Here is a 13976-nt window from a genome sequence, read left to right as displayed (position 1 = left end):
TGTCTCACCTGATTTTCTCCAAGGAACTGGAAATATGCTGCGTCGCCGCATGCTGATCATGTTGGGTGTTGTTCTGCTGATCGTGCTGGTCCTGGCCGGTTATAAAGCCTTCTCCATCTACACGATGATTCAAGGCTTCTCCGCGCCAAAACCGCCGATCAGTGTTGCCGTGGCCACCGCCACCGAACGGCCGTGGCAAGCCCGCCTGCCCACCGTTGGCACGCTCAAGGCGTTGCAGGGCGTGGACCTGAGCCTGGAGACCGACGGCACCGTCGTCGACTTGCAGTTCGAGTCAGGGCAGAAGGTCAAGGCCGGTCAACCGCTGCTGCAGCTCGACAGCGCCGTGGAAAGAGCCTTGCTGGAAACCGCGCTGGCCGACCTCGGGCTGGCCCAGCTCGATTACGGTCGCGGCAGCCAGCTGGTCGGCAGCCAGGCGATTTCCAAAGGTGAATTCGACCGACTGTCAGCCGTGCAGAAAAAGAGCAAAGCCACGGTCAATCAGCTCAGGGCCGCGCTCAGTAAAAAGAGCATCGCCGCGCCCTTCAGCGGGACCATCGGCATTCGTCAGGTGGACGTCGGTGACTATGTCGCCACTGGCACCATGATTGCCACCCTGCAAGACCTCAGCAGCCTCTATGTAGACTTCTTCGTGCCCGAGCAGTCGATCCCGAAGATCGCCCTCGGCCAACCGGTGCAGGTCATTGTCGCGGCCTACCCGACGCGGACCTTCCCCGGCACCATCAGTGCGATCAACCCGAAAGTCGAAAACAGCACGCGCAACGTTCAGGTCCGCGCGACCCTGGCCAATCCTGACGGCACGTTGCTGCCGGGGATGTTCGCCAGCCTGCAAGTGTTGTTGCCCGACCCGCAGCCGCGCATCGTCGTGCCGGAAAGCGCGATCACCTACACGCTGTACGGCAACTCGATCTACGTCGTCGCGCAGAAAAAAGCCGAAGACGGCAGCCTGGAAAAAGACGACAAGGGCCAACCGATCCTGATCGCCGAACGCCGTTTCATCGAAACCGGTGAGCGTCGCGACGGGCTGGTGATGATTACCAAAGGTGTGCAGAACGGCGAAAAAGTGGTCACGGCCGGCCAGATCAAACTGGACAACGGTGCGCACATCGCGATCAGCGACGACAAGACCCTAGCCGAGAAGAACAGTCAGCCGCGCGCGGACTGATCAAGGAATCCCCATGGCTTTTACCGACCCGTTCATCCGCCGCCCGGTCCTCGCAACCGTGGTCAGCCTGTTGATAGTGCTGCTGGGCTTCCAGGCCTGGAGCAAGTTGCCGCTGCGCCAATACCCGCAAATGGAAAACGCCCTGATCACGGTGACCACGGCGTACCCCGGGGCCAACGCCGAGACCATCCAGGGCTACATCACCCAACCGATGCAGCAGAGTCTGGCGAGTGCCGAGGGTATCGACTACATGACGTCGGTCAGTCGCCAGAACTTCTCGGTGATCTCGATCTACGCGCGTATCGGCTCCAACAGCGACCGCTTGTTCACCGAACTGCTGGCCAAGGCCAACGAGGTCAAGAACCGGCTGCCTCAAGACGCCGAAGACCCGGTGCTGAGCAAGGAAGCGGCCGACGCCTCGGCACTCATGTACATCAGTTTCTTCAGCAAGGAGTTGAGTAACCCGCAGATCACCGATTACCTGTCGCGGGTCATCCAGCCGAAACTGGCCACCCTGCCCGGCATGGCCGAAGCCGAGATTCTCGGCAATCAGGTGTTTGCCATGCGCCTGTGGCTGGACCCGGTGAAGCTGGCCGGTTTCGGCCTGAGCGCCAGCGACGTGACCAACGCGGTCCGCCAGTACAACTTCCTCTCCGCCGCCGGCGAAGTGAAAGGCGAATACGTCGTCACCAGCATCAATGCCAACACCGAGCTCAAATCCGCCGAAGCCTTTGCTGCGATTCCGCTCAAGGTCGACGGCGACAGCCGCGTGCTGCTCAGCGATGTCGCGCGGGTGGAAATGGGCGCGGAAAACTACGACACCATCAGTTCCTTCGGCGGCACCCCCTCGGTGTACATCGGCATCAAGGCCACGCCGGGCGCCAACCCGCTGGACGTGATCAAGGAAGTGCGCAAGATCATGCCGGACCTGGAAGCCCAGTTGCCGCCGAACCTCAAAGGTGAAATCGCCTACGACGCCACGCTGTTCATCCAGGCCTCAATCGATGAGGTGGTGAAAACCCTGTTCGAAGCGGTGCTGATCGTCATCGTCGTGGTGTTCCTGTTTCTCGGGGCGCTGCGGTCGGTGGTGATTCCGGTGGTGACCATTCCGTTGTCGATGATCGGCGTGATGTTTTTCATGCAGATGATGGGTTACTCGATCAACCTGCTGACGCTGCTGGCGATGGTGCTGGCCATTGGGTTGGTGGTGGACGACGCCATCGTCGTGGTGGAGAACATTCACCGGCACATCGAAGAAGGCAAAACGCCTTTTGACGCGGCCATCGAAGGTGCCCGGGAAATTGCGATGCCAGTGGTCTCGATGACCATCACCCTGGCGGCGGTTTATGCGCCCATCGGTTTCCTGACCGGGCTGACGGGCGCGTTGTTCAAGGAGTTCGCCCTGACCCTGGCCGGGGCGGTGGTGATCTCCGGCGTGGTGGCGCTGACACTGTCGCCGATGATGTGCGCCTTTTTGCTGCGCCACGACGAAAACCCCAGCGGCCTCGCCCACCGCCTCGACCTGATTTTCGAAGGACTCAAGCGTCGCTACCAAAGCCTGCTGCACGGCACGCTGAACACCCGGCCGGTGGTGCTGGTGTTTGCGCTGATCGTGCTCTGCCTGATCCCGGTGCTGCTCAAATTCACCAAGTCGGAGCTGGCACCCGACGAGGATCAGGGCATCATTTTCATGTTGGCCAACGCCCCGCAACCGGCCAACCTCGACTACCTGAACACCTACACCGACGAATTCATCACCATTTTCAAAGCGTTTCCCGAGTACTACTCCTCGTTCCAGATCAATGGGTTCAACGGCGTGCAATCGGGGATTGGCGGTTTCCTGCTCAAACCGTGGAATGAACGCCACCGCACACAGATGGCGATCCTGCCCGAAGTCCAGCGCAAACTGGAGAGCATCGCCGGGTTGCAGATCTTCGGCTTCAACCTGCCCTCCCTGCCCGGTACCGGCGAAGGCCTGCCGTTTCAGTTCGTGATCAACACGGCCAATGATTACGAGTTGCTGTTACAGGTCATGGACCGGGTGAAAAAGCGTGCCATGGAGTCCGGCAAGTTCGCCTTCGTCGACGTCGACCTGGCCTTCGACAAACCGGAAGTGGTGGTCGATATCGACCGCGCCAAAGCGGCGCAGATGGGCGTGTCCATGCAAGACCTGGGCGGAACCCTGGCGACGTTGCTGGGTGAGGCGGAAATCAACCGTTTCACCATCGAGGGCCGCAGTTACAAGGTCATCGCGCAGGTCGAACGCCCGTTCCGGGATAACCCGGACTGGCTGAACAACTATTACGTGAAGAACAACAAGGGCGAATTGCTGGCCTTGTCGACCCTGATCACCGTCACCGACCGGGCGCGACCGCGACAGCTGAACCAGTTCCAGCAACTCAACTCGGCCATCCTTTCCGGGGTGCCGCTGGTCAGCATGGGTGAAGCCCTCGACACCGTGCGGCAGATCGCCCGGGAAGAAGCCCCGGCGGGCTTCGCCGTCGACTATGGCGGCGCATCACGGCAATACGTTCAGGAAGGCAGTGCGCTGTGGGTCACCTTTGCCCTGGCGCTGGCAATCATCTTTCTGGTACTGGCTGCGCAGTTTGAAAGCTATCGCGACCCGCTGGTGATTCTGGTGACCGTGCCGCTGTCGATTTGCGGGGCGCTGATTCCGCTATTCCTCGGCTGGTCGAGCATGAACATTTATACCCAGGTCGGGCTAGTGACGCTGATCGGACTGATCAGCAAGCACGGGATCCTGATCGTCGAGTTCGCCAACCTGCTGCGCAAGGAAAAAGGCCTGACGGCTCGCGAAGCGGTGGAGGAAGCGGCGGCGATCCGGCTTCGCCCTGTGCTGATGACCACGGCTGCGATGGTGTTTGGCATGGTGCCGTTGATCCTTGCCACGGGCGCGGGGGCGGTGAGCCGGTTTGATATCGGGACGGTGATTGCTACGGGGATGTCGATCGGGACGTTGTTTACCTTGTTCGTGCTGCCGTGCATCTACACCTTGCTGGCCAAACCCGCCCCCAAAGAACACGTATAACCCCCCTGTAGGGGTGAGCCTGCTCGCGATAGCGGTGGATCAGTCGACTTCACTGGTGACTGGCACACCGCTATCGCGAGCAGGCGCACTCCTACAAGGGGATTTGTTTTGGGCAAAAAAAAGGCCTCGCACATGCGAGGCCTTTTATTTTGGCTTCAATCTGGTCAACTTTGCGGCCTCATTCCCTGGGCAAGCCCGAACATGAGCAACAGCAAATCATGGTCAGGTTGCGCAGCAACGGAGGCTTTGATAGCGCGTGGTAATGGACAGTGAGCATCGCTGCTCACTGAACTGAGGACCTGCGTGCGTGGCTGCTCCCAGGCAGCCACCGCCAATGAAGCAACTGCCAAGGCTCCAACTAAAAACAAACCTCGTGCAATTTCGAGTTTCATCGCTATAAACCTTTGATAGCGCTGCCAAACGCCGTCTCATAAAAGTAGACGAGTTTTTTCCAGTCCGCATCGCTGAATGACGAATGGCGACGCAGTTGCTTCATGTCATGCGCGGCCGCTTGGGAAGCGGTCATACGCTGTCGGCACTTCTCCAGATCGATCAAGGCGATTTCGACCTTGGCCGATTCGCCTTCGCCGGTCACTCGCAAGAACACGTGCTTGATGTAGATGCAGCTGTGCTGCCAACGCCCCTTGTGCATGCGGGCGAGGTTCTCGGCCAAATCCTTCAACACACGATCATTTACCGCCTCGCCATGGCGCTCGCGACCACCACCGGCGTACCAGTGTTCGATTTCCTCGAAGCCATCCAGCGACTTGGTCACCAGCAACGCGCGCCATTTGTGCACAGGGTCGCGCTGTGCGCCGCAGAAAACGATTTCAGGAACACGCACGCCAAGCTTGCGCAGGCCGATCAGTGCATCTTGCTCGCGCAACACAGTCGGACGGCCAAACGGATGCAGCCAGCTGCGATAGATGTGGCCGGTCTGGCGCTTGGCATAGAGCAGTTGTCCATCACTGCCCATGACGCGCTGCACGCCACTTTCCCCGCCACGGCGAACGTTGGGTTCTTCTACCCATTCACCACGCTGATTCCAGAAAAAGTCGAAGCGGTCCTTGGGAGCGACTTCCGTTTCTGCTGCACATTGCACTGCCATCCTGTTACCTCTTGCGTAATACGTAAACGCGCCACATGGCGTAGAGCGGTATAAAGTCCAGTTTTTCCTGGATGCGGAAACCCGCTTGCTCGAATTCTTTTTCTACCGTTGCAGCCGGTAACACAAAGCGGTTTTGGTAACCTTCCTGCCCACGCCGCGCTTCTGAACGCTTGCGTTTCCAGGCCTTGAAGTTGCCGTCCACCCACAACGAAATGATCACGCTGTCACGGGTGACACGTTCGAATTCGCGCAGAATCGCCAGTCGATGCTCGGCTTCACCGATGTGGTGCAACAAACGCATGCAGAAAATGCTGTCGACGGCGTTATCAGGCAAGGCGATGTCGAAGGCAGAAGTGTGCAAGGGTTGTACCCGTTTCACCACGTCGGCGGGTTGTGCCTGGCAAGCGATCTTCACCATTGATTCAGAGTTGTCGGCGCCGATGATTGCACGGTTAGCCTTTTCCGCCAGCATTGGCCAGAAACGCCCTGCACCGCAGGGCAGGTCGAGTACCAGTCCGGGCTCGCCGGCCATCGCCAGCGCCTTGCGTGCCAGCTGTACGTCGCGCCAGTGGGACAGTTTGCGACCGAGGCCATCCTGATGCTTTTGCAGATAACGCTTAGCGTGTTGATCGTCGTATTTTTCGGAAAAATCGAGTTTGATCGGGCCGTCCATCATCAGGTCTCCTGAAATGCTGATGTCACCAACCTTAGGTAGTCTAGTGTCAGAGTCAGGTCATTCATTTGTGAAAATTTCGTTGAGGGAAACCCCGAACTATTTCAAGGTTTTACAGGATAACAACGATAGCTCAGGGCCATCGAACTGCAACCGTTCACTCAACCAGCCTCCGATGCGTTTAACTCGACCTGAAAACGACAGCCATTGGGCTCCATGGTCGTCAGGCTGACGGTCCAGCCCTGGTTCTCACAAATCCGCTGCACCAGCGACAACCCCAGACCAAGACCCTCACCCCGTTTTTCCGAACCCCGCACGAACGGCTCGAACATCGCCTCGCGTTTTTCTTCGGGAATGCCCACCCCGCTGTCCTCGACCACAAACCCCGTGGCGGTGAGGGTCAGGCGGATGAAACCGTGTTCGGTGTAATGCAGCGCGTTGCGCAACAGGTTGCCCATTACCGCATGCAGGAGCGTTGCGTTGTAACGGGCAGATGGAGGGGGACCCGGTTCGAAAATCAGTTTCAGCCCCTTGGTTTCGATCGGTTCTCGCCACAGCGTGAGCAAGCCGTCGGCAACCTGTTTCAGGTTCTGCTGCGGCGACATGCTGGCGTCTTCACGCTGTGCACGGGCCAGCATCAGGAAGGTTTGCACCAGTTCACGCATCTCTTCACAGGCCCGGGCAATGCGTTCGACCTGGGCGTGGCCGCGCTGATCGATCCCGGGATTTTCCAGCAGTAATTCACAGGAACTGGCCAACACCATCAAGGGCGTACGCAGTTCGTGGCTGACGTCACTGGTAAACAAGCGCTCGCGGGTCAGCGCCTGGCGCAAACGCCCCAGGGTGGCGTCGAAGGCGACGGCCAGTTCGCCCACTTCGTCTGCGGCATAATCCGGTGCCAGCGGCGGCGCCAGCCCCAACAGTTGATCGCGATGGCGGACCTGGCGGGCCAGTCGTACCACGGGCGCCATGACTTTGCGCGCCAGGACCCAGCCGAGAAAAACCGCCAGCGCCAGGCTCAGGACGAAGCCGACCAGCACCACGGCAAACAGCACCCGCTCACGCTCTTCGAAATCGCTTTGGTCTTGAAGCAGCACATAGCGCCGACCGTCGACGATTTCGACCATGGCGTGATACGACAGCTGATCGCGGAAAACTTCGTGAAAACCCGAATCGAGGTTGCGCAGATCCTTGGGCAGCTCGAAATCCCCTGCCCCGCCACTGAAGTAGAACAGTTGATCCGGCTCGGGGCGGTGGCTCCAGTCCGACATGCTGTCCATCAGCAACAGACGCTGCAGATCGCCACCCAGTCCGGACGAAATCAGCTTTTCTTCCACCACGTGTACGGTTGCCACAATGCCCATGGCAAAGGCACCGGCCACCAATGCGCTCATCAGCGCAAAGGCGATGATGATCCGTTGAGCAAGGCTCTGCTTAAACTCCATCACGGCCCTCGGCCAAGCGATAACCCACACCGTGAACGGTTTGCAGCAATGGCTTGGCGAACGGCTTGTCGATCACCTGACGCAGTTGATGGACGTGGCTGCGCAGGCTGTCACTGTCCGGGCAGTCATCGCCCCACAGCGCTTCTTCGAGAATTTCCCGGCGCAGCACGTGCGGGCTTTTCTGCATCAGCACGGCCAGCAACTTCAGGCCCACCGGGTTGAGTTTCAGCAGTCGCCCTTCGCGGGTCACTTCCAGGGTGTCGAGGTCGTAGGCCAAATCGCCGACCTGCAACGTGCGACGGCCGCCACCTTGGGTGCGACGCATCACCGCCTCGATCCGCGCGGCCAGTTCAGACAGGGCAAACGGTTTGATCAAGTAATCGTCGGCGCCGGACTTGAAGCCTTGTAGCCGGTCGTCGAGTTGATCGCGGGCGGTGAGCATGATCACCGGCGTGTCGCGGCGGGCGTCTTCGCGCAGGCGCTTGCACAGGGTATAGCCGTCGATGCCGGGCAGCATGATGTCGAGCACGATCAAGTCGTAATGCTCGGTGGCCGCCAGGTGCAGGCCGGACAGACCGTCTTGTGCGCAATCCACGGTGTAGCCTTTGAGGCCCAGGTAATCAGCCAGATTGGCCAGGATATCGCGGTTGTCTTCAACCAATAGAATTCGCATGGGCACTCCTCGGTAACACAGTAACAGCCGTCTTGGCCCGCGCAGCTTAAGGCCAAGTGTGGCTGAGGACTAGGGTTTCGCTTCGCAGAATCAATTTGTGCACGCAAATGGTACGGTTGACACCTTTTTCACTATCGATTCACACCCTGGCAACAGCATCCAGGCGAGAATTTCGCGCTGAATGATAATAAGGAAGGTATACACAATGGATTTTTTAAGGACGGCGCCAATGCGCTTTCTCTTGCTGGTCACCGGCGCCTGGCTGGCGATTTTCTTTCTGACACGAACGGTGCTGCTCTTCACACACCTGGACGAGGCCGGCAGCGGCTTCCTGTCGGTGTTCGGCATCGGCTTGCTGTATGACCTGGGCTTTATTGCCTACGCGGCATTGCCCATGGGCCTCTACTTGCTGCTGTGCCCACCGGCGCTGTGGCGTCGCCGCGGTCATCGCTGGTTGCTTCAGGGCCTGCTGACGGTCAGCCTGTTCGCCATGTTGTTCACCGCAGTGGCCGAATGGCTGTTCTGGGATGAATTTGGCGTGCGCTTCAATTTCATCGCCGTCGACTACCTGGTGTATTCCGATGAAGTGCTGAACAACCTGCTCGAGTCCTATCCGATCGGCAAATTGTTGAGCCTGCTCGCGGTCCTGGCGGTCGGCTTGAGCTTCGTATTGCGTAAACCCTTCAATGCCGCGATGAGCGCCCCGTTGCCGCCGTTGCGCGGGCGTCTGCTGAATGCCTTGGGTTTATTGATCGTCGCCGGTTTGAGCCTGCAACTGCTCAGTCAGGATTCACCTCGCGCCCAGGGCGGTAACGCCTACCAGAACGAGCTGTCGAGCAATGGCCCGTACCAGTTTTTCGCAGCGTTCCGTAACAACGATCTGGATTACCCGCAGTTCTACAGCACGCTGCCGGCCGACGTTGTCGCTCAGCAGATTCGGGCCGAGCTCAGCGAGCCCAATGCACGTTTTGTCAGCAATGACCCGCAAGACATCCGCCGGGACATCGATAACCCCGGCACGCTGCGCAAACCCAACATCGTGCTGGTGACCATCGAAAGCTTCAGTGCCAAGTACATGGGCAGCAATGGCGACCAGCGTAACCTGACACCTAACCTCGATGCCCTGCGCCGGCAGAGCCTGTATTTCAACAACTTCTACGCCACCGGCACCCGTACGGATCGCGGCCTGGAAGCCATCACGCTGGCCATTCCGCCAACGCCGGGGCGCTCGATCGTCAAGCGCATAGGCCGTGAGAGCGGTTTTGCCAGCCTCGGCCAACAGCTCAAGGCCGTGGGTTACGACAGCGTGTTCGTTTATGGGGGACGCGGTTACTTCGACAACATGAACGCGTTCTTCAGCGGCAACGGTTACCGCGTGGTCGACCAGAGCAGCGTCGATGAAGCCGAGATTCACTTCAAGAACGCCTGGGGCATGGCCGACGAAGACCTGTACACACAGACGCTGAAACTGGCGGACGCCGACTATGCGAAGCAACAGCCGTTCCTGCTGCAACTGATGACCACGTCCAACCATCGCCCTTATACCTACCCGGATAACCGGATCGACATTAAATCCGGCAATGGCCGTGACGGCGCAGTGAAGTACACCGACTATGCCATTGGTCAGTTCCTCGATCAGGCACGCAAAAAGCCGTGGTTTGACAATACAATCTTCGTCTTCGTCGCCGACCACACCGCGGGCAGCGCCGGTAAAGAAGATTTGCCGATCACCAACTACCAGATTCCGCTGTTCATTTATGCACCGAAGTTGATCGAAGCCCGAGAGACGGCACAATTGTCCAGCCAGATCGACCTCGCCCCCACGTTACTGGGCTTGCTGAATCTGGATTACGAGTCGACATTCTTTGGTCGCAACCTGTTGCAGGACAATCCACTGCCGCCACGCGTGGTGGTTGGCAACTATCAACACCTGGGGTTGTTTGACGGCAAGGATCTGGCGATCCTTAGCCCGCGCCAAGGATTGCGCCGTCACGATGACGCGTTGACAGAGAGTCGCGAGTCCCGTGCCACGGCCAATGATCCATTGATCACCCGGGCGATTACTTATTACCAAACGGCCAGTTATGGCTTCAAGCAACAGCTGCTTGGCTGGAAGGCGCCCAAGGAGGGTGCAGGCCAAGTCAGCGAACGTTAACCGAATCGCCCCGGGCTGATGCCCCGGGGGTTTTTCCTTTGTTCAGGATCCACCATGTCATCAACCGTTGTCCGTCCTGCCTCACGCCCGCTCAATTTCTGGGTGTGCCTGGGCGTGCCCGCCGTCGCGGCGATCATTTTGGTACTGCTCGAACTGACGTCCCTGGACATGGACCTCGCCAAGCTGTTCTACGATCCAGTGGCAGGGGATTTCATCGGACGCCACAGTTACTTCCTGGAAGACATCCTGCATGACCGCGCCAAGCAGGTAGTCATCGCCTTTTCCGTGTTTGCGATCATCGGCTTTATCGCCTCTTTCTTCGTGGACAGGCTCAAGCCATTCAAACGGGAACTGGGCTGTCTGGTGCTGTCGCTGGGTCTGGCAACGTCCTTTGTCACCCCCATGAAAGCAGTGACGGCGGTGCAATGCCCATGGAGCCTTGAGCAGTTTGGCGGCCACGAGACCTACAGCGAATTGCTGAGCCCTCGCCCGCACACGAATAAACCTGGCCGCTGCTGGCCCGGTGGTCATGCCGCCACCGGTTTCACCCTGTTTGCCCTGTTCTTTGTGTTGCGTGACCGTCGTACGCGCATGGCGCGCGCGGCGTTTGTCTTCGCCTTCGCCTTGGGCTCGGTGTTCTCGATTGGCCGGATGATGCAGGGTGCGCACTTCTTTTCGCACAACGTATGGACTGCGATTTTCTGCTGGCTGATTTGCCTGGGATCGTATTACTACGTGCTTTACCGACCTGCTTCCAAAGTTGCGTCGATGGCCAAAGCGAAAACAGTCAACGCCTGAAACACAGATCAAAAACCTACAGGGATCACGCCGTACCTGTAGGAGCGTGGCTTGACCGCGAGGGCGGCGACGCGGTCTCCTGACTGGCCCGATATGAGGGGCAATAAAAAACCCCGCCTGCTTTCGCAGGCGGGGTTTTTTAGTACAGGGGTAAGGCTGGCTTACATCATGCCGCCCATGCCGCCCATACCGCCCATGTCTGGCATGCCGCCGCCAGCTGGTGCGTCGTCCTTGATCTCGGCGATCATGGCTTCGGTGGTGATCATCAGGCTGGCAATCGACGAAGCCGCTTGCAGAGCTGAACGAGTCACTTTAGCCGGGTCCAGGATACCCATTTCGATCATGTCGCCGTATTCGCCGGTCGCAGCGTTGTAACCGTAGTTACCCGAACCCTGCTTGACCTTGTCGACCACTACGCTTGGCTCGTCGCCGGAGTTGGCAACGATCTGACGCAGTGGCGCTTCAACAGCGCGACGCAGCAACTGGATACCAACGTTCTGGTCATCGTTGTCGCCTTTCAGCTCGGAGATAGCCTGCAGAGCGCGAACCAGTGCCACGCCGCCGCCAGGTACCACGCCTTCTTCAACGGCTGCACGGGTAGCGTGCAGGGCGTCTTCAACGCGGGCTTTCTTCTCTTTCATTTCAACTTCGGAACCGGCGCCAACCTTGATCACCGCAACGCCGCCGGACAGCTTGGCCAGACGCTCTTGCAGTTTTTCACGGTCGTAGTCGGACGAAGTGTCAGCCACTTGCTGACGGATCTGCAGAACGCGAGCCTGGATGTCAGCCTCAACGCCGGCACCGTCGATCACGGTGGTGTTTTCTTTGGACAGGATCACGCGCTTGGCATTACCCAGGTGTTCCAGGGTAGTGCTTTCCAGGCTCAGGCCGATCTCTTCGGAGATAACGGTACCGCCAGTCAGAACAGCGATGTCCTGCAGCATGGCCTTGCGACGGTCGCCGAAGCCTGGAGCCTTGACGGCTGCGACTTTAACGATGCCACGCATGTTGTTCACAACCAGAGTCGCCAGGGCTTCGCCTTCAACGTCTTCGGCCACGATCAGCAGTGGACGGCCGGCTTTGGCAACGGCTTCCAGTACTGGCAACATTTCGCGGATGTTCGAGATCTTTTTGTCGACCAGCAGGATCAGCGGACCGTCCAGCTCAGCAGTCATGGTCTCTGGCTTGTTGACGAAGTACGGAGACAGGTAGCCACGGTCGAACTGCATGCCTTCAACAACCGACAGTTCGTTTTCCAGGCCCGAGCCTTCTTCAACGGTGATCACGCCTTCTTTACCGACTTTTTCCATGGCTTCGGCAATGATGTCGCCGATGGAGTTGTCGGAGTTGGCCGAGATGGTGCCGACCTGAGCGATTGCCTTGGTGTCAGCGCAAGGCTTGGACAGGGCTTTGAGCTCTTTGACGATCGCGATGGTCGCTTTGTCGATACCGCGCTTCAGGTCCATCGGGTTCATGCCGGCAGCGACGGCTTTCAGGCCTTCGTTGACGATCGATTGAGCCAGAACGGTAGCGGTGGTGGTGCCGTCGCCTGCGTCATCGTTGGCACGGGAGGCAACGTCTTTGACCAGCTGCGCGCCCATGTTTTCGAAGCGATCTTTCAGCTCGATTTCTTTGGCAACGGAAACGCCGTCCTTGGTGATGGTCGGAGCGCCGAAGCTCTTCTCGATGATCACGTTACGGCCTTTAGGGCCCAGGGTCGCTTTTACTGCGTCAGCCAGGACGTTCACACCGGCGAGCATTTTCTTGCGGGCGGAGTCGCCGAATTTAACTTCTTTAGCAGCCATGATCGATATTCCTTAAATACTTTGTAGTAGCGGGAAAATGAGCGGGGTATCAGCCTTCGATAACAGCGAGAATCTCGTTCTCAGCCATTACCAGCAGGTCTTCGCCGTCAACTTTCACGGTGTTGCTGCCGGAGTACGGGCCGAACACAACCTTGTCACCCACTTTAACGGCCAGTGCACGCACTTCACCGTTGTCCAGCACGCGGCCGGTACCGACAGCGAGGATCTCGCCGCTGTTGGCTTTTTCAGCAGCCGAACCTGGCAGGACGATACCGCCAGCGGTTTTCTTTTCTTCTTCGCTGCGACGGATGACGACGCGGTCATGCAGAGGACGAAGCTTCATTGTCGATCTCTCCTAATTGTGGTTTTCATCGGCCGGTGTATTCCCGGCGGGTTTAACAAATCCGGCGGTGCCGGGTGCGGCTCGACAAGCGAGACGCGGAAGTCTGTCTGGCGTGATCGCCAGAAACCTTGCGGTGACCGTTACATAAGGGCGCATAAGCTTATTACAAGGGCGGGGATCGAAATTTTTTACATCGATGACCCGAAACAGACACGGCACCCGAAGGTGCCGTGCAGGTGAAACGTTTTACTGGGGGTCGCGGTGTTCGAACTCGCCTTCGATCACATTGGGCTCACGGCCCAGCGGCTCGCGTGGAGCAGGACCGCCACGCGGCTGCAGGTCGTCGGCGAAGGCACGCTGACGGATCGCGGCTTCTTCGGCGCGCTGGCGCATTTTGTTGGCCAGCAGTCGACGGGAGATCGGCAGCAGCATGATCAGACCCAGCACGTCAGAGACGAAGCCCGGCAGGATCAACAGACCGCCTGCCAGGGCCAGCATCAACCCTTCCAGCATGGTCTGGGCCGGCAGCTCGCCGCGATTCAGGCTTTCACGGGCACGCAGCGCAGTGGCCAGACCGGCGATGCGCAACACGAACACGCCGAGCATCGAGCCGAGAATGATCAGCAGCAAGGCCGGGAAAAACCCGATGGCGCCACTGACTTTGACGAATACGAATAGCTCCAACACCGGGAACAGTACAAAGAGCAATAAAAAAGGGCGCATCAAATGGTTCCTCAACGCAAG

The 13976-nt window shown here is 58.9% G+C and carries 12 protein-coding genes; 4 read left to right on the top strand and 8 right to left on the bottom strand.

Translation table 11 applies throughout. The annotated features are described in order from the left end of the window. Positions 1-34: 34 nt before the first annotated feature. The gene (locus AB4N43_RS23110; RefSeq protein ID WP_027922868.1) at positions 35-1183 is read left to right on the top strand and encodes an efflux RND transporter periplasmic adaptor subunit; all 1149 of its coding nucleotides are present in this window, start codon (positions 35-37) and stop codon (positions 1181-1183) included. 13 nt (positions 1184-1196) lie between these two features. After that, positions 1197-4232, top strand: a complete 3036-nt coding sequence (locus tag AB4N43_RS23105) for a multidrug efflux RND transporter permease subunit (RefSeq protein WP_027922867.1) — start codon at positions 1197-1199, stop codon at positions 4230-4232. A 164-nt stretch (positions 4233-4396) separates the two neighbouring features. Here AB4N43_RS23105 and AB4N43_RS23100 read toward each other — a convergent pair whose 3' ends face one another. The 5 genes from AB4N43_RS23100 to colR all read right to left on the bottom strand — a co-directional run bounded on the left by AB4N43_RS23100 (position 4397) and on the right by colR (position 8131). Then, a complete protein-coding gene (locus AB4N43_RS23100) occupies positions 4397-4624 on the bottom strand; it encodes a hypothetical protein (RefSeq protein WP_081743926.1) in 228 nt (75 codons plus the stop codon). A 2-nt stretch (positions 4625-4626) separates the two neighbouring features. After that, positions 4627-5340: a lipopolysaccharide kinase InaA family protein gene (locus AB4N43_RS23095; RefSeq protein WP_027922866.1), complete on the bottom strand. Its 714-nt coding sequence runs from the start codon at positions 5338-5340 to the stop codon at positions 4627-4629. Between the two features lie 4 nt (positions 5341-5344). After that, positions 5345-6013, bottom strand: coding sequence for a class I SAM-dependent methyltransferase (locus tag AB4N43_RS23090; protein WP_059183060.1), 669 nt, complete (start codon positions 6011-6013; stop codon positions 5345-5347). 161 nt (positions 6014-6174) lie between these two features. After that, positions 6175-7458: a sensor histidine kinase gene (locus tag AB4N43_RS23085; protein WP_059182242.1), complete on the bottom strand. Its 1284-nt coding sequence runs from the start codon at positions 7456-7458 to the stop codon at positions 6175-6177. Next, positions 7448-8131 (bottom strand): two-component system response regulator ColR, encoded by a 684-nt coding sequence (colR, locus tag AB4N43_RS23080; protein ID WP_007948597.1) that lies wholly within the window; start codon positions 8129-8131, stop codon positions 7448-7450. The genes AB4N43_RS23085 and colR overlap by 11 nt, the downstream gene beginning before the upstream one ends. Positions 8132-8336: 205 nt before the next feature. On the opposite strand from colR, the gene AB4N43_RS23075 reads away from it, so the two are divergent. Further along, positions 8337-10286, top strand: a complete 1950-nt coding sequence (locus AB4N43_RS23075) for an LTA synthase family protein (RefSeq protein WP_460151976.1) — start codon at positions 8337-8339, stop codon at positions 10284-10286. 54 nt (positions 10287-10340) lie between these two features. Beyond that, positions 10341-11084: a phosphatase PAP2 family protein gene (locus tag AB4N43_RS23070; protein ID WP_027922862.1), complete on the top strand. Its 744-nt coding sequence runs from the start codon at positions 10341-10343 to the stop codon at positions 11082-11084. A 161-nt stretch (positions 11085-11245) separates the two neighbouring features. Here AB4N43_RS23070 and groL read toward each other — a convergent pair whose 3' ends face one another. From groL to AB4N43_RS23055, 3 genes are all read right to left on the bottom strand, one after another. Beyond that, positions 11246-12889 carry a chaperonin GroEL gene (gene groL, locus AB4N43_RS23065; RefSeq protein ID WP_027922861.1) on the bottom strand — a complete coding sequence of 548 codons (1644 nt, stop codon included), beginning with the start codon at positions 12887-12889 and terminating at the stop codon, positions 11246-11248. A 49-nt stretch (positions 12890-12938) separates the two neighbouring features. Next, complete coding sequence (locus tag AB4N43_RS23060) at positions 12939-13232, bottom strand: co-chaperone GroES (RefSeq protein ID WP_019827816.1); 294 nt, start codon at positions 13230-13232, stop codon at positions 12939-12941. A gap of 246 nt (positions 13233-13478) precedes the next feature. Further along, complete coding sequence (locus tag AB4N43_RS23055; protein ID WP_027922860.1) at positions 13479-13955, bottom strand: FxsA family protein; 477 nt, start codon at positions 13953-13955, stop codon at positions 13479-13481. Positions 13956-13976 lie beyond the last annotated feature (21 nt).

Source organism: Pseudomonas sp. S2_B07, from assembly GCF_054668435.1.
The sequence above is the reverse complement of the archived record's forward strand: the minus strand, read 5'-3'. Positions and strand labels throughout refer to the sequence as shown.

Excerpts from the sequence above, each read along its gene's own strand:
- AB4N43_RS23095 (WP_027922866.1), bottom strand. The coding sequence starts at position 5,340 with ATGGCAGTGCAATGTGCAGCAGAAACGGAAGTCGCTCCCAAGGACCGC.
- AB4N43_RS23110 (WP_027922868.1), top strand. The coding sequence starts at position 35 with ATGCTGCGTCGCCGCATGCTGATCATGTTGGGTGTTGTTCTGCTGATC.
- AB4N43_RS23060 (WP_019827816.1), bottom strand. The coding sequence starts at position 13,232 with ATGAAGCTTCGTCCTCTGCATGACCGCGTCGTCATCCGTCGCAGCGAA.
- groL (WP_027922861.1), bottom strand. The coding sequence starts at position 12,889 with ATGGCTGCTAAAGAAGTTAAATTCGGCGACTCCGCCCGCAAGAAAATG.
- AB4N43_RS23075 (WP_460151976.1), top strand. The coding sequence starts at position 8,337 with ATGGATTTTTTAAGGACGGCGCCAATGCGCTTTCTCTTGCTGGTCACC.
- colR (WP_007948597.1), bottom strand. The coding sequence starts at position 8,131 with ATGCGAATTCTATTGGTTGAAGACAACCGCGATATCCTGGCCAATCTG.
- AB4N43_RS23100 (WP_081743926.1), bottom strand. The coding sequence starts at position 4,624 with ATGAAACTCGAAATTGCACGAGGTTTGTTTTTAGTTGGAGCCTTGGCA.
- AB4N43_RS23105 (WP_027922867.1), top strand. The coding sequence starts at position 1,197 with ATGGCTTTTACCGACCCGTTCATCCGCCGCCCGGTCCTCGCAACCGTG.
- AB4N43_RS23055 (WP_027922860.1), bottom strand. The coding sequence starts at position 13,955 with ATGCGCCCTTTTTTATTGCTCTTTGTACTGTTCCCGGTGTTGGAGCTA.
- AB4N43_RS23085 (WP_059182242.1), bottom strand. The coding sequence starts at position 7,458 with ATGGAGTTTAAGCAGAGCCTTGCTCAACGGATCATCATCGCCTTTGCG.
- AB4N43_RS23070 (WP_027922862.1), top strand. The coding sequence starts at position 10,341 with ATGTCATCAACCGTTGTCCGTCCTGCCTCACGCCCGCTCAATTTCTGG.
- AB4N43_RS23090 (WP_059183060.1), bottom strand. The coding sequence starts at position 6,013 with ATGGACGGCCCGATCAAACTCGATTTTTCCGAAAAATACGACGATCAA.